Here is a 19,649-nt window from a genome sequence, read left to right on the forward strand (position 1 = left end):
TCTGTGGTCAAAAGGTGTAATCGGCCGTCACGAAGAGCGAGCGCGGCTGTCCCGGAATCCATTGCTGGCCGTCATTGTATTGGCTTTGTGCGTACTGGCGGTCGAACAGATTGTTCAATTGCAGCCCCAGGGTGGTATTGCGCAGGGCCTTCCACGACAGGTTCGCGTCGACCACGGTGTAGCTCGGCAGCTCGGTGCTGTTGGCCAGGTCGGCATAGCGGGCATCGACATACCGTACGCCGGCGCCGGCCTTCACATCGTCGCCGAGGGCCTTGCTCAACCACAGATTGGCGGTCCGCCGCGGCACATCCACCGGGCGCTGGCCGTCGCGGGAAACGTAGACACCCTCGACTTTCTGCTGGAAGTCGTCGTACTGCGCCCGAACGATCGCGGCATTGGCCTGCAACTGCCAGTCGTGGGCCAGTTTCAGGTCGAGGCTGGCCTCCAGGCCGTCGGACGATTGCTGGCCGACCTGCAGCTTGTTCTGGGTATTGCCGGGGTCATCCGTCAGCAGCTTCTTCTTGACGATGTGGTAGGCCGCCAGGGTCCACTCGCCGCGCTGGTCCCAGAACATCTGCTTGAGACCGACCTCGGTCTGCTTCGCGGTGGACAGGTCGTACTGCTGCTGGCTCGGGCTCAGGGAAATCAGGCCACCGACGCCGTCGGTGCTGGTGGAGTACTGGCCGTAGAGCGAGGTGTCGGCCGTCATGGCGTAGACCAGGCCGACCTTCCAGTTGCTGCCGACCAGGCTCTTGTCGCTGTCGCTGCCGTCGACCAGGTTGTCGCGATCGATGTGCACGAAGTCCCGGCGCACACCGGTCACCAGCGACCACTGCTCCGTCAGGTGAGTACGGTTTTCGGCAAACACCGAGAACTGCCGCGTGCTGCTCTTGAACTGCTCGCGGTAGGGGCTGGCACTGTCGAAGGCACCCGGTGTCGGGTGCTCGATGTCGATCGGCTGGCCGCTCGGCAGCAGGTCCTCGAACGGTGAGTTGCTGGCGAGCTTGAAGCGGATACGGTTGACGTCCACCCCGGCCAGGGTCTGGCTGTCGAGGCCGAACAGGCTGTGCCTGAAGGTGAAGGTCTGGCGATCGCCGAGCTGTTCCTGGTGGTGGCCGATGCCGAGGAAACCGCTCCTGAGCAACTGCTGGCTGGCGCGGTCGAAACTGTAGTTCTCGGCGTTCTGCCAGCGACGCCGGGCCTTGAGGTAATACAGCTCGTTGTTCGAGCTGACGCTGTCGGAGACCTGCCACTCGGTGGTCAGGCGCGTCCACTGGTCGTTGTAGTGCTGGGTGTCGTTGCCGACGTTGTAGTTCCGGTCGCGCAGATGGCCCTGGTAGCGGCCGTTGATCAGCGGTACGCCGAAATCGTTCATTGGCTGCTGGTCGCCGTAGTCGTGGGCCAGGGTGAACATCAGGTTGTCATTGGCCTGCCAGCGCAGCGCGGCACTGACGAAGTCGCTGGCGGAGTCGCCGCGGTCGATCCAGCCATGGCTGCGCAGGCGGTTGAGGTTGACCCGGTAGCTCAGGTTGTCGCTCAGCGAGCCGCCGCTGTCGAAGGCCTGCTGCTGGCTGTCGTAGGAGCCGTAGCCGAGGCGCAGGTGGTTTTCGATCCCGCCTTCGAACGGCTTCTTCGGGATGGTATTGATCACCGCGCCGGTCGCCCCTTCGCCATACAGCACCGAGGCCGGGCCGCGCAGTACGTCGACGCGTTCCACCGACCAGGTGTCCACCGGGAAGGTCACGGTGCCCATGCCGGTGTACATCCGGTTGCCGTCGTACAACTGCATCACCGAGCCCTGGCCGGTGAAGCCGCGGGCCTGCAACGAGGTGCCACCGTCGCCCGGCGTACCGGTGCGGCTGATTCCGGTGCTGCGCGAGACCGCATCCTGTACGCTGGCATCACCGCGTTCACGAATCCGTGCGCCGCTCAGGCTTTCGGTACTGGCCGGGGTTTCCAGGGCGCTGAGCCCCAGGCGCGAACCGGCGCTGGTCGGGGTTTTCAGGTCGATGCTGTCGGGGTCGACGGCAGGCGCGGTGATGGTGCCGGTGGGCAGGGTCAACGTGGCATCCGCGTGGGCGTGGTTGAACGCCAGCAGGCAGAGGCCGGAGACGAAATACTTGTTCATCGGGGTAGTGAGTCGCTTTTTTTCGGAGAGTCCCGCGGCTTGTGGCCGCGGGCGGGAACCTTGCGATATTGTTATAATATAACAATATGTGATTGCAAGTGGATAGCCTCCGAAGTCTATAGATCCCTCTATTCCACGCATCTCACGTTCTTCAGGCTGAAGGTGAGGCCGGTTCATGTTGACGGCCCAGGCGCGACAACAGCAGCTTGTCGAGCAGCCAGACCACGATCAGCGATGCCCCCACCAGCGGGAACAGCACCGCCAGTGCCAGCATCACCAGCATCGCGCTCTTCCAGCGTGGCAGGTCGTGGCGCAGCGGTGGCACGCCGAGGCTGCCCTGCGGGCGACGCTTCCACCACATGACCAGGCCGCTGACCGAACCCAGCAGGATCATCAGGCAGATCAGCAGGATCACCAGTTGGTTGATCGGTCCGAACAGCTTGCCCTCGTGCAGCATCACGCCCATCTCGGTGGCCCGGGCGACGTTGCCGTATTGCTGCCAGCGCACGTCGGCCAGGACCGTGCCGGTGTATTGGTCGACATGCAGGGTCGCGTCGTTGCGCGGGTCGTCGGCGAACACGGCGATGGTGAAGACGCCCTCGGCGGTGGTCGGCAGGGTGATGCTGTAGCCGCGCTCGACCTGGCGCGCGGTGGCGATGTCGACCACCTGCTGCAGGGCGATGCCCGGTGCCGCCGGGCCGGCCGAGGCGCCGCCGTGATGCATGTGCTCGGCGTGGTCGCCGGACATCGGCATCGGCGTGTTTTCCATGGCCCAGGGCACGGTCTGGCGTGCTGCCGTGTTCAGGCTGCGGGCCTCGACGTCGGACTTGGGCATGTTGTTCCACATCGGGTCCGGAAACCTGTTCCAGACCTCGGCGTACTGCTTGCCCCAGAAGCCGGTCCAGGTCATGCCGCTGAGCAGCATCAACAGCAGCAGGATCGAGCCCCAGAACCCGCTGACCGCATGCAGGTCGCGCCACAGGACCCGGCCCCGGGCGTTCAGGCGCGGCCAGAGCACACCGCCCTGGGAACGGCCGCGCGGCCACCAGAGGTAGACCCCGGACACCACCAGCATCACGCCCCAGCCGGCGGCCAGTTCCACCAGGCGGTCGCCGACGGTGCCGATCATCAGTTCGCCGTGCAGGGCGCGTGCAACGGCCTGCAGGTTGAGCTTGGCGTCCTGTTCGCCGAGCACGTTGCCGCGGTAGGGATCGATGAACACGTTGAGTTCGCGGCCGTCCCGGATCACCACGAACTGCGCGCTGCGCCCGGCAGTGGCGGGCGGCAGGTACTGCTTGATCCGCGCCTGTGGATAAGTGGCCTGGACCCGCCGCATCTGCTCGTCGGCGCTGATCAGCTGATGGCCGGGCTCGACCTTGAGCAGGTGGCCGTACATCAGCGGGTCGAGCTGTGGCTTGAACAGGTAGATAATCCCGGTCAGCGCCAGCAGGATCATGAACGGGGCGACGAACAGCCCGGCGTAGAAATGCCAGCGCCAGGCCAGGTTGTAGAAAGAGATTTTCGGTTGGCTCATGGGAGCGCTCCGCAAGGTTTGATGATTCGGGTATTGGATATGTGGTTGTTTTTTGTAGGAGCAGGCAAGTCGGGTCGCCGCATCGCCTGCTCCTACAAAGTCGGTGGTGTTCTTTAGAAAGCCATGTCCACCTTGGTCCAGAAGGTCCGCCCCGGTTCGTTGATCGCCTGCGGGTCATTGGCCGGGTAGCCGAAGCCGGCGTTACCCGCCAGGTTCAGGTGTTCGGCATAGGCCTTGTTGAACAGGTTGTCGACGCCCGTGCTGAGCTTCACGTGTTTGTTGAGGCGGTACGCGCCGTTGAGGGAGAACACGCCGAAGCCGGCACTTTTGGAGAAATCCTTGCCGACCACGTTGCCCTTGTTCTGGTCGATGCGGTTCTGCGCCGCGACCACCCGCCACAAGGCGCCGGCACTCCAGTCGTCCTCGCTGTAGGTCAGGCCGAAGCGGCTGTCGAGCGGCGGGATCTGCGGCAGGGCCTTGCCATCGCTGGTGTTCTTGCCCCAGGCATAGGCCAGGGTCGCGTCGGCCTTCCAGTTGGAGGTCAGTTGATAGGCCGCGCCGAGTTCGCCGCCCATGATCCGCGCATCGACGTTCTGTGCCTGGGAGGTCATGCCCATCATGCCGGGCTGGTAGTCGAACAGGATGAAGTCGCGCACCTGGCCGATGTAGCCCGAGGCCCAGGCTTCCAGGTCGGCGGTCTTGTATTGCACGCCGAAGTCCAGTTGCGTGGTCTTCTCCGGCTTGATCGCGTCGAAGGCATTGAGCGACCCGCCCGGGCCGCTGTTGGGCGAGAACAGCTCCCAGTAGTCGGGGAAGCGTTCGGCGTGGCCGAGGCCGGCGTAGAACGTGGCCGGTGTCTCGGCCAGGTCGTGCTCGTAGCGGACGAAGCCGCTGGGCAGGGTGTCGGCGCGGGTGTCGTCGGCGGTCGGATTGGCCCGCGCGCTCATGCCGGAGCCGAGGGTCTGCCGCAAGTCCCGGGCCGAGGCGCGGTCCAGTCGTGCACCACTGATCAGGCGATCGCGCTCGGCGGCGTACCAGGTCAGCTCGCCGAACACACCGTAGTTGTGGAAATCGGCGTCCCTGGTCCGTGGCAGGTCCTTGTAGGTGTCGATGCCCATGCTGCTGCGCTGGCGGTGCTCGTTGGTCTGGGCGTCGAGGCCGCCGATCAGTTGCCAGTCGGCCCAGTGCCAGGTGGCCTTGATCCGCGCGCCCAGGGTGCGGCGGTCGACGTTGGAGGCCATGGGGCCGGCCATCATCCCGGTGCCGGACGGCTGGCGCAGGGTGTAGTTGTCCATCACATGGTCGGCGTAGTTGTAGTAGACCTGGGCTTCGAGCTTGTCGAGCACGTCGCCGATGTTCGATTTCTCGAAGCGCAGGCCGAGGCTTTCGCGCTTGAACTGTGCGCCGTCCATGCCGCGCCCGGCGTAGCGGGCCTCGCCGTCGCCCTTGCCGGCGGTGAGTTCCAGCAGGGTGTCGGCGTCCGGGGTCCAGCCGAGGGCGACGTCGCCGTTCCACTTGTCGTAGCGCGAGGGCACGGTGTCGTTGTGACCATCCTTGTAGTCATCGGCGTGGGCCTGGTTGCCGATCACCCGGATGTAGCCGAGCGGGCCGCCTGCGGCGGCATCCACCAGCTTGTCGAAACGGCCGTTGGAACCGGCGAGGACACTGGCGTTGATCCGGCTGCCGAGTTCGCCGAAGTGTTCCGGCTCGCGGTCGAACAGGATCGTCCCGGCGGAGGCGCCCGGGCCCCAGAGCACGGTTTGCGGGCCCTTGATCACGGTCAGCTTGTCGTAGGTTTCCGGCGAGATGTAGGAGGTCGGTGCATCCATCCGGCCCGGGCAGGCGCCGAGCATCATGCTGCCGTTGGTGAGGATGTTCAGGCGCGAGCCGAACATGCCGCGCAGCACCGGGTCGCCGTTGGTGCCGCCATTGCGCACCAGGGCGAAGCCGGGAATGGTCTTGAGGTAGTCGCCGCCATCGCTGGCCGGTACCGGCTGGCGCGGGTCCCTGGGGTTGGTGATGACCGTCAGCGGCGAGCTGGGCGCGACGGCGGTGATCACGGTCGGACTGATTTCCCGGGCGTGCTGGTCGTGGTCGTCTGCGGCATCGGCAGCGAACACCGTCGGTGCCAGCAGCGCTGCGCACATGAGAGCAGTGGCCTGGCGCAGGCTCAGGTGCAGCTCGTTCGGGACGAAAGGGTTTTTCGCCCGCGCAGCGCGCAGGCGAGTCTTTGCAGTGGACATAGGTGTTCCATCATTCAAGCGAATACAACACGGCCACCGCGCTGCGGTTACAGGGCGGTCAAGCCGGGTGAGAGAGAGCTCGTTACCTGATGGAAGGCTGGCGGCGCGCGGGTGCGGGCACCGGGGAAGATGCTCTGCCGGGCATGTCCCAGACGGGTTCGGGAGTCGACCGTGGGGACCGGTCGGGGGCCGTCGAGGGCGGCGAAGCTCAGGGTCTGCGGCAGTGCCGGGCAACTGAACAGCAGGCTGCAGTAGCCGCATTTTTCCCAGAGCGCATGGTGTTCGGCGCTATTGCCGTGGTGCTCGCTGGCGTCTTTCCCGGCCTGTGTGCCGTGGTGACCGGGCATGTCCATGGGCATTGCCATGTCCATGTTCATCGCCATCGACATGGCGTGCCGGTCCATCGGCATCGCCTGGGAAATCAGCGGACCGATGAAGATCATCAGCATGGCGAACAGGCTCAGCCAACTGCCGCGTACCTGGGTGCGGGAGTGGCTGGAGCTGCTGCGGCGAGTGCGCATGGCGTGCAACGGGGCCGAGGCTTACTGGGCGTGCATGTGCATCTTGTCCGGGGTCGCGGCAGGTGCCTGCTTCTGCACCGAGACCTCGACGGTGACCGCGCCGGCCTTCTCGAAGTGCAGGGTCAGCGGGAAATGCTGGCCGTCCTGCAGCAGGCTGCGGTCGCGCAGATCGAGCAGCATCACATGGTAGGCCATGGGCGCGAACCTGACCTCGCCCTTGGCGGGGATGGTCACGTCCGGCACCTGTTGCATCTTCATCAGGTTCGCCTGCATCACATGCTCGTGCAGTTCGGCCTTGCCGGCGATGGGGCTGTCGACGCCGGTCAGGCGGTCGGCCGTTGTCCCCTGGTTATGCAGCGTGAAATAGGCCGCGACCGTGGGCGCGTTGGGTGGCAGTTCCCGGGACCATGGGTGGTCGATCCGTAGGTCGCCAACGGTGAATTCGTGGGCATCGGCAAAACCGACGGGCAGCAGCAAGGCGGCCAGAAGCAGGGCATTCTTGAGCATGGGAGTTCTCCATAACGATTCGAAACGCAAAGGGTTGCGAGTGTGAATCAGGCCGCTGGAGAGGCTCGGGGATTGAGTGAGGGCCACTGTTGTCGCGGTGTCGGCGAGTCGACCGGGAGGGCCGCGTGCAGCGGGCCGCTTTCGGTCGGCGCAAGTGCCAGTTGCGGCACATGGCCGGGCAAGGCCACCAGTGGAGCGGAGCCGGAGCAGCACCAGCAATGCTGCATGTTGGAGTGGTCATCGCCCGGGGGCGCTTTCTGCTCCAGCTTGCCGATGACGGTGGCAACCAGCTTGGTACCGCTGGCCGAGCAGAAACTGCCCCAGAGCAGCTGGTCGGTGGCGGAGCGATCCGCCGCTGGCGCCATGGCCCCGGAAATCGGCATGGCAAGCAGATTGAACAGCACTGCGAGGCAGGCGATCCAGGTAGCTGCGGCGAGCCGTTGTCGGGACATGGAAGGGTTTCCGTCGGATGTTTCAAACCGGTGGGTTATTTAGCCTGAACGTCCTGCATAAGTAAAAGCACGGGCTGCGGTGAAAGGTCGCAATACTTTGTAGGCTGTTTGCCGCAGGCGCTCCGGGAAAGCGTAGCAGCCCTGACGGGATGGCGAAGTCGGTCAACTCAGCGGAACGCTATGCACCTCGATGTTGACGCCCAGTGTGGTACGTATGACGGCGAAGATCGCGGCCAGGTTGTCCATGCTGGGATTGCCATTGGCCGAAAGCATCCGGTGCAGGCTCTTGCTCGGTTTGTCGGTTTCCCGGGCGAGGCCTTCGAAACCCACCGTGGCGTTGACCAGGTCGCGCAGGATGACCCGCGCCATTTCCGGCTCGCCATTGAGAAACAGGCTGGCGGCCTCGTCGAGCAGTGCCTCGGCGAATGCCGGGTCGCGTTGCGCGCGCTCGGCGATGGTCTGTTTGAAGCTGCGGCTCAGCACCATGGGATTTACCTCGTTTGCGGTTCTATGCGTCTGCGACGTTTGTATTCTTCAACCAACTGCCTGGCTTGCTGGATGTCTCTTTTCTGAGTCGACTTGTCGCCGCCACCCAACAGGATGATCAGGCGCGTGCCTTCGCGTATCAGGTAGATCCGATAGTCAGGGCCCCAGTCGATGCGGTACTCCCCGAGGCCTTCGAACCATTTGATGTTCGAGGTGTTGCCCATCTCCAGTCGGAGCAGGGCGGTGGAAACCTTGGCGGCCGCTTGCACATCCAGTGAAGAGAACCAGCGCTCGAACGGGTTGCTGTGGTTGTCCCGCACGTATTCTTCGAGGTCGATCATCCCTGCTTCTAAAGGTAACAAATAGGTTACTGATTTGACAAGCCGGGATCGTGATCTATTGGAGTGCCGTTGCCAAGGCGGCAAGTGTTTCCTCTGGCGTCCGGAACTCCCGGTCCACCGCCGGCAGGGAGGGACGCTTGAGGATCAGGACCGGCAGCGAGCGTTCCCGGGCCACCTGCAGCTTGGGTTCGGTGGCGCCGCTGCCGCTGTTCTTGCTGATCAGCACGTCGATGGCGCGCTGTTCGAACAGGGCTCGTTCCTCTTCCAGGTGAAAGGGGCCGCGGGCGCCGATCACTTCGCAGCGCGCGTTGCCAGGGTAGGGGTCGAGGGCCCTCAGGGTCCAGAACTGGTTCCCGGGGATTTCATCCAGGTGCTGCAAGGGCTCGCGGCCGAGGGTGAACAGCGGTCGGCGGAACGGCTCAAGGGCCTTGATCAATTCGGCCCAGTCCGCCACTTCCCGCCAGTCGTCGCCGGGTTCGGCGGCCCAGGCCGGGCGGCGCAGGGCCCAGCAGGGGATGCCGCTCGAGTGAGCCGCCGCCGCCGCATTGCGGCTGATCTGCGCAGCGTAGGGATGGGTGGCATCGAGCAGCAGGTCGATGCCCTGCTCGCGGATGAACTGCGCCAGGCCTTCGGCGCCGCCGTAGCCACCGACACGCACCTGGCAGCGCAGGTCGGTGGGCACCCGGCCGACACCGGCGAGGCTGTAGATATGCTGCGGCCCGAGCGTACGGGCGAGCGCCAGGGCTTCGGTGACACCACCCAGCAACAGCAGGCGCTTGATCGGCTGGTTCATTGAAACGCTCCGGCATGGCCGACGATGCCGCCCTGGCGATCGATGGCGAAAACCTCCACCTGCACCTGGGCCGGGACCACGCTGCGGGCGAACTCCAGGGCATGCTGGCAGACCGCATCGCCGAGGGCGATCCCGGCGGCGCTGGCCATCGCCAGGGCCTGCTGGCTGGTGTTGGCCTGGCGGATGGCCTGTTGCAGGGCCTCGTCGGCACCCACCGCGGCGGCCCATTCGGCCAGTTGCGGCAGGTCGATGCTCGAATGCCGGCTGTGCAGGTCCATGTGTCCGGCCGCCAGCTTGCTGATCTTGCCGAAGCCGCCGCACAGGCTCAGCTTATCCACAGGCACCTTGCGCAGGTGCTTGAGTACGGCGCCGACGAAGTCGCCCATTTCGATCAGGGCGATTTCCGGCAGGTCGTACACCCGGCGCATGGTGTCTTCGCTGGCGTTGCCGGTGCAGGCGGCGATATGCAGGTAGCCGTTGGTCCTGGCGACATCGATGCCCTGGTGGATCGAGGCGATGTAGGCCGAGCAGGAAAATGGCCGGACGATGCCGCTGGTGCCGAGAATTGACAGCCCGCCGAGGATGCCCAGGCGCGGGTTCATGGTTTTCAGCGCCAGCGCTTCGCCGCCCTCGACGTTGACGGTGACCGAGAAGCCCCCGTCGTAGGCGTGTTCGGCCGCCAGTTGCTGCAGGTGTTCGGTGATCATCCTGCGCGGCACCGGATTGATCGCCGGCTCACCGACCGCCAGCACCAGCCCGGGGCGGGTGACGGTGCCGACGCCGCTGCCGGCGTGGAAGTGCACGCCAGGCTCGGCGGTCAGTCGTACCCGTGTGTACAGCAGGGCTCCGTGGGTGACATCCGGATCGTCGCCGGCATCCTTGAGGGTCCCGGCCTCGGCACCGTCCTCGTGCCGGCGGCAGAACTCCAGGCGCATCTCGACCTGCTTGCCCTTGGGCAGGATGATCCGCACCGCATCGTGGCTGACGCCGCTCAGCAGCAGGCGCGCCGCCGCCAGGGCGGTGGCGGTGGCGCAACTGCCGGTGGTCAGGCCGCTGCGCAGGGGCGCGGGTTGTTCGGCGGTTTCGTCACGCATGGCTACGTGCTCCGGCTCCGAGCGAGGCGGGGTCCAGGCAACTTTTTGCGGGCAAGCCCGCTCCCGCAAGGCTCGGGGCTTTCAGGGCATTCAAGGTTTCACCACGTCGAGCAGGGTGATCGGCAAGGCCTGGCGCCAGGTATCGAAGTCGCCCAGGGGTTGGGCCTGGGCGACATGGAGGCGGGTCAGTTCGCCGCCGTGGCTCTGTCGCCAGTTCATCAGCAGCAGTTCGCTTTGCAGGGTCACGGCATTGGCCACCAGCCGTCCGCCGGGCTTGAGCCGGGCCCAGCAGGTCTCGACAACACCGGGAACGGTCACGCCGCCACCGATGAAGATCGCATCCGGCTGTTCCAGCCCGTCCAGGGCCTGTGGGGCATTGCCGCGGACCAGGCGCAACCCGGGGACGCCCAGGGCGTCGCGATTGTGCTCGATCAGTTGCTGGCGGCCTGCGTCCGCTTCGATGGCAATGGCCCGGCAGGAGGGATGGGTACGCATCCACTCGATGCCGATGGAGCCGCTGCCGGCGCCGACGTCCCAGAGCAGTTCGCCGGGGACCGGTGCGAGGCGGGCCAGGGTAATGGCGCGAACGTCGCGCTTGGTCAGTTGGCCGTCATGGCGGAAGGCGGAGTCCGGCAACCCGCCGATGTGCGACAGGCGGGGCGTGGCCGGGTCGGCCTGGCATTCGATGGCGACCAGGTTGAGGCGGGCGAACGGCTGCTCCTGCCAGCCCCGGGCACGGCCATCGATGCGCCGTTCGAGCGGCCCGCCCAGATGTTCCAGCACGCTGACCCGGCTGGGGCCGAAGCCACGCTCGCGCAGCAGGGCGACGATGGCGGCAGGGCTGTGTTCGTCGTTGCTCAGCACCAGCAGGCGCAACCCAGTGTGCAGGTGCGCGCCGAGCGCGGCGACGGGACGGGCGACCACCGACAGGCACACCACATCCTGCAGGGCCCAGCCCAGGCGGGCAGCGGCCAGCGAATAGGCGGACGGAGCGGGCAGCACGTGCATTTCCTGTGGCTCGACCTGACGCGCCAGGCTGGCGCCGACGCCGAACAGCATCGGATCGCCGCTGGCCAGCACGCACACCGGCGTGCCGCGCAGGGCCAGTACCGGTTCGAGAGAGAACGGGCTCGGCCAGGCCTGGCGCTCGGCCGTCACGCTCGCAGGCAGCAGGTCGAGCTGGCGCGGCCCACCGAATACCCGCGCCGCGCCCAGCAGTGCCTGCCGGGCGTTTTTGCCGAGGCCATCGAAGCCGTCTTCACCGATTCCCACTACTGTCAGCCAGGGCGCCATCTAGAATCCTCAAAACGCAGCGTTCCGACCGGCAGTCTTTTCATGCCTTCGGACAAAGCAGGCATAATACCGCGCCTTCGACGGCGAAACGCCTTTGGATGACAACGAACACTTTCCCTGACTGCCGGTAGCCCCTTGAACGAACACCCGCTTGCCAACGCTGTCCGCCCCTCGGCCTGTCCGGGGTTGTTGCGCATCGTCCCGGCACTGGATGGCGGCATCTGCCGGATCAAGCTGGCTGGTGGGGTGATCAGTGCCGATCAGGCCCGGGCCGTGGCCCAGGCGGCCGCGCGTTATGCCGGCGGAGTGATCGAGGCGACCAACCGGGCCAATCTGCAGATCCGCGGGATCGGGGCGGCGCATCAGGCCCTGATCGACAGCCTGCTGGCGGCCGGGCTTGGGCCCGCTCCCGCAGGAGCAGAGGCAGCCATGGGAAGGGAGCCCGCCACCGGAACGGAGGTATCCCGCGTCAGTGGGGCCGACGATGTGCGCAACCTGATGCTCAGCCCCGGTGCCGGCATCGACTCGCGGATGCTGATCGATATGCGCCCGTTGGCGGCGCAGATTCTCGCCAGCCTGCAGGGCCGGGCGCGCTTCCATGAGCTGTCGGCCAAGTTCGCCATCCAGCTCGACGGCGGCGAGGCCCTGGCGATGCTCGAACATCCCCATGACCTGTGGCTCTCGGCCCTGTCGATCGAGAACCGCCCTTGCCTGGCCTTCGGTCTCGCCGGCTGTCCGGCCGCTGATGCGCCGCTGGCGGCGGTGCCTCTGGAGCACGGGCATGCGCTGGTGGTGGCGGTACTGGAGCTGTTTCTCGACCTGGCCCGTCCCGAGCAGACACGCATGCGGCATCTCCTGGCCGAGATGTCGAGCGCCGCGCTCCTGGCACAACTGGCCGAACGGCTCGGCTTCACGCCACTGGCCGTTGGCGACTGGCGTCGGGCGCCCGCCACCGACGGGCTGCATGTGGGAACTTATCCACAGCGCCAGCCGGGCCTGGTCCATGTCGGCGCGGTGTTTCCCCTGGGCCGCCTCGATACGGCAATGCTTGAGGGCGTTGCCCAACTGGCGCAGCAATACGGTGACGGCAACCTGCGCCTGACGCCCTGGCAAAGCCTGTTGCTGCCCGGCATCCGCCAGGAACAGGCGAGCCAGGTCAGCGCACGGCTGCAACAGCTTGGCCTGCTCTGCGATGCCGACCAGCCGCTGGCACGCATCATCGCCTGCACCGGTTCTGCCGGCTGCGCCAAGGGGCAGGCCGACACCAAGGCCGATGCCCGCCGTCTGGCGACACTTCTGCCGGTGCCTGCCCTGGCCGTGCACCTGTCCGGCTGCCAACGTTCCTGCGCCGCTGCCCATGTGGCCCCGGCCACGTTGCTGGCGGTCGGCCCGGGCCGCTACGACCTTTATTTTCGTGATGCAGCCCAGCCCGGCTTCGGCCTGCTGCACGCGCGCAACCTTACTATTGATGCGGCGGGCGCCCTGCTCGAAGCCCGCTCACGGAGCAGTACCGATGATTGATTACATCCGCGATGGTCAGGAGATCTATCGCAACTCCTTCGCGATCATTCGCGCGGAGGCGAACCTGGCGCGAATCCCCGCCGACCTGGAAAAACTGGCCGTGCGGGTGATCCATGCCTGCGGCATGGTCGATGCCATCGATGGCCTGCAATTTTCGCCGGGGGCCGGCAAGGCCGGGCGCGAGGCCCTGGCGGCCGGGGCACCGATCCTCTGCGATGCGCGGATGGTGGCCGAGGGGATCACCCGTGCCCGCCTGCCGGCCGACAACCCGGTGATCTGCACCCTGCGTGACGAGCGCGTACCGGCGCTGGCGCAGGAACTGGGCAATACCCGCTCGGCGGTGGCCCTGGAATTGTGGCGGCCGCATCTGGAAGGCAGCGTGGTGGTGATCGGTAATGCGCCGACGTCGCTGTTCTATCTGCTGGAAATGCTCGATGCCGGAGCGCCGAAACCGGCGCTGATCCTCGGCTTCCCGGTGGGCTTCGTCGGCGCCGCCGAATCCAAGGCGATGCTCGCCGCCGATAGCCGTGGCGTGCCGTTCGTGATCATGCAGGGCCGCCTCGGCGGCAGCGCCATGGCCGCCGCGGCTGTCAATGCCCTCGCTACGGAGGTGGAATGATGCACAAGCCAGGACGTCTGATCGGCCTCGGCGTGGGGCCGGGTGATCCGGAGCTGATCACGGTGAAGGCGCTGCGCCTGCTGCGCGAGTCGCCAGTGGTGGCGTACTTCGTCGCCAAGGGCAAGAAGGGCAATGCCTTCGGTATCATCGAAGGGCATCTGCAGCAGGCCCAGGCCCTGCTGCCGCTGGTCTACCCGGTGACCACCGAAGCCCTGCCGGCACCGCTGTCCTACGAGCAGGTGATCAGCGACTTCTACGACGAAGCCAGCCTGGAGGTGGCCGCGCACCTGGATGCCGGCCGCGATGTGGCGGTGATCTGCGAGGGTGATCCGTTCTTCTACGGCTCCTACATGTACCTGCACGACCGCCTGGCCGACCGCTACGAAGCCCAGGTGGTCCCTGGCGTCTGCTCGATGCTCGGGGGGGCCTCGGTGCTCGGCGTGCCGCTGGTGTATCGCAACCAGAGCCTGTCGGTGCTGTCCGGCGTGCTGCCCCACGACGAACTCAAGCGCCGCCTGGCCGACGCCGATGCGGCGGTGGTCATGAAGCTGGGGCGCAACTTCCCCAAGGTTCGCCAGGTCCTGGAAGAACTGGGGCTGGCTGGCCGCGCCCTGTATGTGGAACGGGCCACCATGGCCAACCAGAAGATCGTCCCGCTCGATGAGGTGGACCCGATGTCCTCGCCGTATTTCTCGCTGATCATCGTGCCCGGTGAACGGTGGCAGGGATGAGTCGCCCGGCACCGGCCATTGTCATCCTCGGCAATGGCAGCCTGGCCACCGCGCGCAGGCTTCAGCAGATCTACCCGAATGCCCTGATCCACGGCCTGGCCGAGCGGGTCGAGGGCGCTGACCGCAGCTACAGCGAGTTCGGCGCGACCTTGCGCCAGCTCTATCAGCAGGACACGCCGATCATCGCCCTGTGTGCGGCCGGTATCGTCATCCGCAGCCTGGCCCCGGTGCTGCTGGAGAAGGGCGCCGAGCCACCGGTGCTGGCGGTGGCCGAGGATGGCAGCGCGGTGGTGCCGTTGCTCGGCGGGCTGGGTGGGGTGAACGTCATGGCCCGGGAAATGGCCGCCGGCCTGGGGGTGGCGGCCGCGATTACCACCAGTGGCGAACTGCGCTTCGGCACCTGCCTGCTCAATCCGCCGAGCGGTTACGCCCTGGCCGACCTGGAGCTGGGCAAGCGTTTCGTCTCGGATCTGCTGGCGGGCGAAAGCGTGCGGGTCGAGGGCGACGCACCCTGGCTGGCCGAGGCGCGTTTGCCCGAGCACCAGGACGCCCGGTTGTCGATTCACGTGGGCAGCGCCGAGCGCACGCCGACCACGGACGAGCTGCTGATCTATCCGCGCTGCGTGCTGGCGGCGGTTTCGGCGGAGGTGCCGGAGCTGGCCGAACGCGTGCGTGCGGCGCTGCGGGAGGCGGGGATTGCACAACAGTCCCTGGCCTGCCTGCTGGCTGCGGACACGCAGATGGCCAGCCCGGCCTTGCATGAGGCCGCCGGGCAACTGGGGGTGCCACTGCGTTTCGGCGTGGCCGCCGCCGACATCGAGACGCTGGCGCGGCAGGCGCTCCCGTCAGCCTCGCTTCGCATCAGTGGGGAATTGACGCTGGCCGTTGCCGCGCAGCCGCTGGACCCGCTGCAAATCGGCCGTCCGCGCGGCCGCCTGGCTGTGATCGGCCTCGGCCCCGGTGCGGCCGAGCTGATGGTGCCGGCGGTCAGGGCCGAACTGGATCGGGCCAATGATGTGCTCGGTTACGAGACCTACGTGCGCATGGCCGGACCGTTCCGGGCCGACCAGGTGCTGCACTGCACCGACAACCGCGAGGAGATGCAGCGTGCCCGGCACGCCTTCGAGCTGGCTGCCGCGGGGCGTTCGGTGGTGGTGGTATCGTCCGGCGACCCGGGAGTGTTCGCCATGGCGGCGGCGGTGCTCGAGGCCTTGCACGAGTCCGACGATCCCGCCTGGCAGGGTGTCGAGCTGGAGATCCTGCCCGGCGTTTCCGCTTCGCTGGCCACCGCCGCCCAGGCCGGGGCACCGTTGGGGCACGACTTCTGCGTGATGTCGCTGTCGGACAACCTCAAGCCCTGGACGATCATCGAGAAACGCCTCGATCTCGCCGCCGAGGCTGACCTCGCCCTGGCGTTCTACAATCCGATTTCCCGTTCCCGCCCCTGGCAACTGGGCCGGGCACTGGAGATCGTGGCCCGGCATCGCACGCCGCAGACGCCAGTGGTGCTGGGGCGCGACATCGGTCGACCAGGGCAGACGCTGCGGGTGACCACCCTGGGCAAGCTGACTCCGGACCAGGTGGACATGCGCACCCTGGTCATCGTCGGTTCGTCCACCACCTGCGTGTTTCCCCGCGCCGAGGGTGGCGAGTGGGTCTACACGCCACGCTGGTACGGCGAGAAACCGGGTTCCTGAGCGGCCCTCAGGGCGCCAGGTAGCCGCGTACCCCGGTAAAGATGATCTGCGCCGCCAGGGCGCAGACGAACAGGCCCATCAGGCGGCTGACGATCTGCAGCCCCTGGTCGCCCAGCAGTCGTTCGATCCGGTTCGACAGGTACAGCACCACGCCGACGGTAAGGCTCGCCAGGGCGATACTGACGATAGCGGTGAGCTTGTCGTCCCAGTGCGGCTGGCTCACGCCCATCACCAGCAGCGCACCGATGGTGCCGGGGCCTACCGTCAGCGGGATGGTCAGCGGCACGATGGTCACGTCCTGCTGCACATTGTCGCTCTGTACCGCCGACTTGCCCTGGGCCATGCCCAGCGCCGAGATGAACAGCACGCTCCCCGCGCCGATGCGGAAGGCATCCACGGTGATACCGAACACGCTGAAGATGACCCGTCCGAACAGGTACAGCAGGACGCTGGACACCAGGGTGGCAAGGGCGACTTTCCAGGCCAGGCGACGGCGCTCCTTGCTGGAGTAGCCGCGGGTCAGGCTGATGAAGCAGGACAGGACGAAGAACGGGCTGTAGAGCACCAGCATCTTCAGGTAAACGCTGAACAACACGTGGAGCATGGTCTGAGCTCGAACGGAGAAGGGCCCGGGCAGTCTATCAGGCGCTAGTGGCCTGTGTGGCTAATTCGCATACCCCACTCCGGGCCCATGGCTTCGCCAGGCTGCGTTGCCATTCTGCCACGACTCGTCATGGCGCCTTGTCTGGCAAAACCCTGGTTCCGAATCTGAGTCTTCGAATTAACCGTACAGGCCACTCGGCCGTCTGTCGGCTCAGGAGGTGGTCTGTTCCTGGACCTGCTGGCTGTCGCGCTGGGCGACCCAGTGCTCGACCAGTTCGCGCAGTTGCGAGAGCTCCACGGGCTTGGCCATGTGGCCGTCCATGCCGGCCTGGCGGGCGCGTTCCTTGTGCTCGCTGAGGATGTGCGCGGTCAGGGCCACCACCGGCGTGCGGACCCGCTGGTTGCCGACCTCCCAGGCGCGTAGCTGCTGGGTGGCGGAGAACCCGTCAAGCACCGGCATTTCGCAATCCATCAGCACCAGGTCGTAGCGCTGGGCTTTCATCGCCCGCAGCGCCTCCTCGCCGTTGCTGGCGGTATCGGGTTGCAGGTTGAGCTTGCCGAGCATGCCGCGGATCACCTTGGTGGAGATGCTGTTGTCCTCGGCCACCAGGATGCGGAAGTCGCTGGGTACCGTGACCGCCGGCGCGACGGCTGCGCTCGAGGGCGTCGACACGACCTGGCCCTTGCCACGCTGGGTCAGTTCGTCCGCCAGGGTGGTCTTGAGGGTATAGCCGGCCACCGGCTTGGCCAGGATGCGCTTGATGCCGGCGTTGCGCGCGATGATCTTGCTCGGCGCGTTGCTGATGCCGGTGAGCATCACCAGTAGGATGTCGTGGTTGAGGCTCGGGTCCTCCTTGATCTTGGCCGCCAGTTGCATGCCGGTCATGCCGGGCATGTTCTGGTCCAGCAGGACCACGTCGAAATAGTCGCGCAGGTGGGCCTTGGTCCGCAGCAGGGCCAGGGCCTCCTTGCCGGATGGCACGGCGCTGACGTTCAGGCCCCAGGCGCTGCACTGCTGGACCAGGACCTTGCGGCAGGTGTCGTTGTCGTCGACCACCAGCACCCGGGCACCCTTGAGCGGGCCGTCGAGGTCGGAGGTCGGGTGTTCGAGGTGTTGGGGGTCCAGCGGCAGTGTCAGCCACAGGGTGCTGCCCTGGTTGGCACCGGTCTTGATGCCGAACTCGCCACGCATCAGCAGCACCAACTGCCGGGCGATCACCAGGCCCAGGTGGCCACCCAGGCGGGTCGCGGCGAGGAAGTTCTTGCTCTGCAGTTCGGCATGCAGGAGGGCGTCGCGCTCCTCCTCGTCCATCGGCACCCCGCTGTCCTGGACGGCAATGCGCAGGCGCGGCTGGCCACTGCGTTCGTCGAGCGCGACGACGATGAGGATTTCCCCCTCGTCGGTCTTCTTCATGGCGTTTTCCAGCAGGCTCAGCAAGGTCTGGCGCAGGCGTGTCGGGTCGCCGCTGATCACCCGCGGCACCTGGGGCTGGATGAAGCTGATCAGCTCGACGTTCTGCTGTTCGGCCTTGGCGCGGAAGATGCTCAGGCAATCCTCGATCAGGGCATTGAGATCGAACTGCACATCGTCCAGTTCGATCTGCCCGGATTCCAGCTTGGAGATATCGAGGATCTCGTTGATCAGGGTCAGCAGCTCGTTGCCGGCGCTGTGGATGGTTTGCACGTAGTCGCGCTGCTTGACCGACAGCGGCGTACCCAGCAGCAGTTCGGTCATGCCCAGGACGCCGTTCATCGGAGTGCGGATCTCGTGGCTGATCTTCGCCAGGAACTCGGCCTTGGCGGCGATTTCGGCGTTGCTGGCTGCCAGGTCGCGGCTGAGGCTGAACTGGTCTTCGGTGATGCTGCGGCGGCGCTCGCCCAGGGCGATGCTCATCAGCAGCCCGCTGACGGAAATGAAGATCAGCAGGGCGACGATCAGGCCTTCCGGGGCCACCAGGGTCAGGCCCAGCAGAGCGGGCAGTATGACCAGGGTACCGATGTTGAAGATGACCATGGCGACGACGAACAGCCGCGCCGGGCGATAGCCCTTCTGCCAGTGATAGGTGGAAACCAGCAGGATGCTCAGGCTGGCCAGCCCGACCAGGCCGTAGGTCATCACGTTCAGCGGCAGGGTGTCGACGAACAGCAGCAACAGCCCGCCCAGGCAGATCACCAGGATATCGCCCAGCAGCAGCTTGTTCAGCGGATGCGGGCCCAGGGGCGAGAAAAAGCTGTGGGTGAACATCAGCCCGCAGGGGGCGGTCAGCAACAGGGCGATGTACGCACCGGCGGTCTGCGCCCCTTGCCAGCCGGGGAACCACGGGCCGATCACGTTCAACAGGAACAGCGCGCTGAGCAGGAGCAGGAACTCGCAGGAAGCCAGCCACAGGCTGCTGCGTGAACGGGTGTAGGCGAAGCGGGTCAGGTTGTGCAGGATCAGCATCGCCAGGCAGCCGAACAGCAGCCCGTAGAGCAGGCTCTGGCCGCGATCGGCGGCGCTCATCACCGCGGATTCGAGAGTGATGTGCGGTCGCAGCTCATGCTTGGAAACCAGCCTCAGGTAAATATCCAGCGGCTTGGGACTTTGCACCAGCGGCAGCATGAAGTCGCGGCTGGGCAGTGGCCGTTCGACCTTGGACAGTTCATTGCCGCTGCGTACCTGGTCGATCAGCGTGTCGCCTTCGAAGGTGTACAGGTCCAATCGGGCCAGGTCCGGGGCGAAGATCCGCAGGATCTGTTCGTGTTTGCCCGGTTGCAGACGAAAGCGTAACCACAGCGCACCGTCGGAGGGGGCGGCGGTGAGGCGATCGAGTTCGATGGGACTGAATTGATTGATGTAGCGCGAAGAGCGGATATCGCTCAGTTGCAGGTCGGCCTGGTCGTCCAGCAATACCGCCCAGCCACTGCCTTGCGAGGCCTGGGCAGGCGTTGCGAGGCAAAGCAGGGTCAGCAGGCTGACGGTGAAGCTTATGGCGATCCTGAGCCAGCGCACGGCGAAATCCCTTCGTAGGTTGATGCCTGAGTCATAACTATGCGCGGGGCGGGAATAAGACGGCAAGGGCTTGACGCCCCTGCCTATCCGAACG

At 66.3% G+C, this 19,649-nt stretch carries 17 protein-coding genes; 4 read left to right on the forward strand and 13 right to left on the reverse strand.

The window, feature by feature from the left end:
- Positions 1-7 precede the first annotated feature (7 nt).
- The 11 genes from ACMGT0_RS03940 to cbiE all read right to left on the reverse strand — a co-directional run bounded on the left by ACMGT0_RS03940 (position 8) and on the right by cbiE (position 11,392).
- Positions 8-2,128, reverse strand: a complete 2,121-nt coding sequence (locus tag ACMGT0_RS03940) for a TonB-dependent receptor (RefSeq protein WP_416771562.1) — start codon at positions 2,126-2,128, stop codon at positions 8-10.
- Positions 2,129-2,279: 151 nt separating this feature from the next.
- Positions 2,280-3,662 carry a PepSY-associated TM helix domain-containing protein gene (locus ACMGT0_RS03945; protein ID WP_416771564.1) on the reverse strand — a complete coding sequence of 461 codons (1,383 nt, stop codon included), beginning with the start codon at positions 3,660-3,662 and terminating at the stop codon, positions 2,280-2,282.
- A 113-nt stretch (positions 3,663-3,775) separates the two neighbouring features.
- A complete protein-coding gene (locus ACMGT0_RS03950) occupies positions 3,776-5,809 on the reverse strand; it encodes a TonB-dependent copper receptor (protein WP_416773409.1) in 2,034 nt (677 codons plus the stop codon).
- 143 nt (positions 5,810-5,952) lie between these two features.
- Positions 5,953-6,426, reverse strand: coding sequence for a DUF2946 domain-containing protein (locus tag ACMGT0_RS03955; RefSeq protein WP_416771566.1), 474 nt, complete (start codon positions 6,424-6,426; stop codon positions 5,953-5,955).
- 21 nt (positions 6,427-6,447) lie between these two features.
- Positions 6,448-6,933 (reverse strand): copper chaperone PCu(A)C, encoded by a 486-nt coding sequence (locus ACMGT0_RS03960; protein ID WP_416771568.1) that lies wholly within the window; start codon positions 6,931-6,933, stop codon positions 6,448-6,450.
- A gap of 47 nt (positions 6,934-6,980) precedes the next feature.
- Positions 6,981-7,385 (reverse strand): DUF2946 domain-containing protein, encoded by a 405-nt coding sequence (locus ACMGT0_RS03965; protein WP_054060497.1) that lies wholly within the window; start codon positions 7,383-7,385, stop codon positions 6,981-6,983.
- Between the two features lie 162 nt (positions 7,386-7,547).
- Positions 7,548-7,871, reverse strand: coding sequence for a DNA-binding protein (locus ACMGT0_RS03970; RefSeq protein ID WP_416771570.1), 324 nt, complete (start codon positions 7,869-7,871; stop codon positions 7,548-7,550).
- A gap of 5 nt (positions 7,872-7,876) precedes the next feature.
- A complete protein-coding gene (locus ACMGT0_RS03975) occupies positions 7,877-8,212 on the reverse strand; it encodes a type II toxin-antitoxin system RelE/ParE family toxin (RefSeq protein WP_416771572.1) in 336 nt (111 codons plus the stop codon).
- A gap of 55 nt (positions 8,213-8,267) precedes the next feature.
- Positions 8,268-8,993: a cobalt-precorrin-6A reductase gene (locus ACMGT0_RS03980; protein WP_416773411.1), complete on the reverse strand. Its 726-nt coding sequence runs from the start codon at positions 8,991-8,993 to the stop codon at positions 8,268-8,270.
- A gap of 8 nt (positions 8,994-9,001) precedes the next feature.
- Entirely contained in the window at positions 9,002-10,099 is a 1,098-nt protein-coding gene (locus ACMGT0_RS03985) for a cobalt-precorrin-5B (C(1))-methyltransferase (RefSeq protein ID WP_416771574.1), read from the reverse strand.
- Positions 10,100-10,189: 90 nt separating this feature from the next.
- Positions 10,190-11,392, reverse strand: a complete 1,203-nt coding sequence (cbiE, locus tag ACMGT0_RS03990; RefSeq protein ID WP_416771575.1) for a precorrin-6y C5,15-methyltransferase (decarboxylating) subunit CbiE — start codon at positions 11,390-11,392, stop codon at positions 10,190-10,192.
- Between the two features lie 135 nt (positions 11,393-11,527).
- On the opposite strand from cbiE, the gene cobG reads away from it, so the two are divergent.
- Genes cobG through cobJ form a run of 4 tightly spaced genes read left to right on the forward strand, consistent with a single transcriptional unit; the run spans position 11,528 to position 15,960 of the window.
- Entirely contained in the window at positions 11,528-12,913 is a 1,386-nt protein-coding gene (cobG, locus tag ACMGT0_RS03995; RefSeq protein ID WP_416771577.1) for a precorrin-3B synthase, read from the forward strand.
- Positions 12,906-13,532, forward strand: a complete 627-nt coding sequence (locus tag ACMGT0_RS04000) for a precorrin-8X methylmutase (protein ID WP_054062177.1) — start codon at positions 12,906-12,908, stop codon at positions 13,530-13,532. The genes cobG and ACMGT0_RS04000 overlap by 8 nt, the downstream gene beginning before the upstream one ends.
- Complete coding sequence (locus ACMGT0_RS04005) at positions 13,532-14,263, forward strand: precorrin-2 C(20)-methyltransferase (protein WP_054061570.1); 732 nt, start codon at positions 13,532-13,534, stop codon at positions 14,261-14,263. The genes ACMGT0_RS04000 and ACMGT0_RS04005 overlap by 1 nt, the downstream gene beginning before the upstream one ends.
- Complete coding sequence (gene cobJ, locus ACMGT0_RS04010; protein ID WP_416771580.1) at positions 14,260-15,960, forward strand: precorrin-3B C(17)-methyltransferase; 1,701 nt, start codon at positions 14,260-14,262, stop codon at positions 15,958-15,960. Before ACMGT0_RS04005 ends, cobJ begins: the two co-directional genes overlap by 4 nt.
- A 7-nt stretch (positions 15,961-15,967) precedes the next feature.
- On the opposite strand, the gene ACMGT0_RS04015 is transcribed toward cobJ, so the two are convergent.
- Together ACMGT0_RS04015 and ACMGT0_RS04020 are read right to left on the reverse strand one after the other, a co-directional pair.
- Positions 15,968-16,564, reverse strand: coding sequence for a MarC family protein (locus tag ACMGT0_RS04015; RefSeq protein WP_054059598.1), 597 nt, complete (start codon positions 16,562-16,564; stop codon positions 15,968-15,970).
- 210 nt (positions 16,565-16,774) lie between these two features.
- The gene (locus ACMGT0_RS04020; RefSeq protein ID WP_054059597.1) at positions 16,775-19,555 is read right to left on the reverse strand and encodes a hybrid sensor histidine kinase/response regulator; all 2,781 of its coding nucleotides are present in this window, start codon (positions 19,553-19,555) and stop codon (positions 16,775-16,777) included.
- Positions 19,556-19,649 lie beyond the last annotated feature (94 nt).

It is taken from the genome of Pseudomonas sp. RHF3.3-3 (assembly GCF_048069595.1).
In the GTDB taxonomy this organism is placed as follows: Bacteria; Pseudomonadota; Gammaproteobacteria; order Pseudomonadales; family Pseudomonadaceae; genus Aquipseudomonas; species Aquipseudomonas fuscovaginae_B.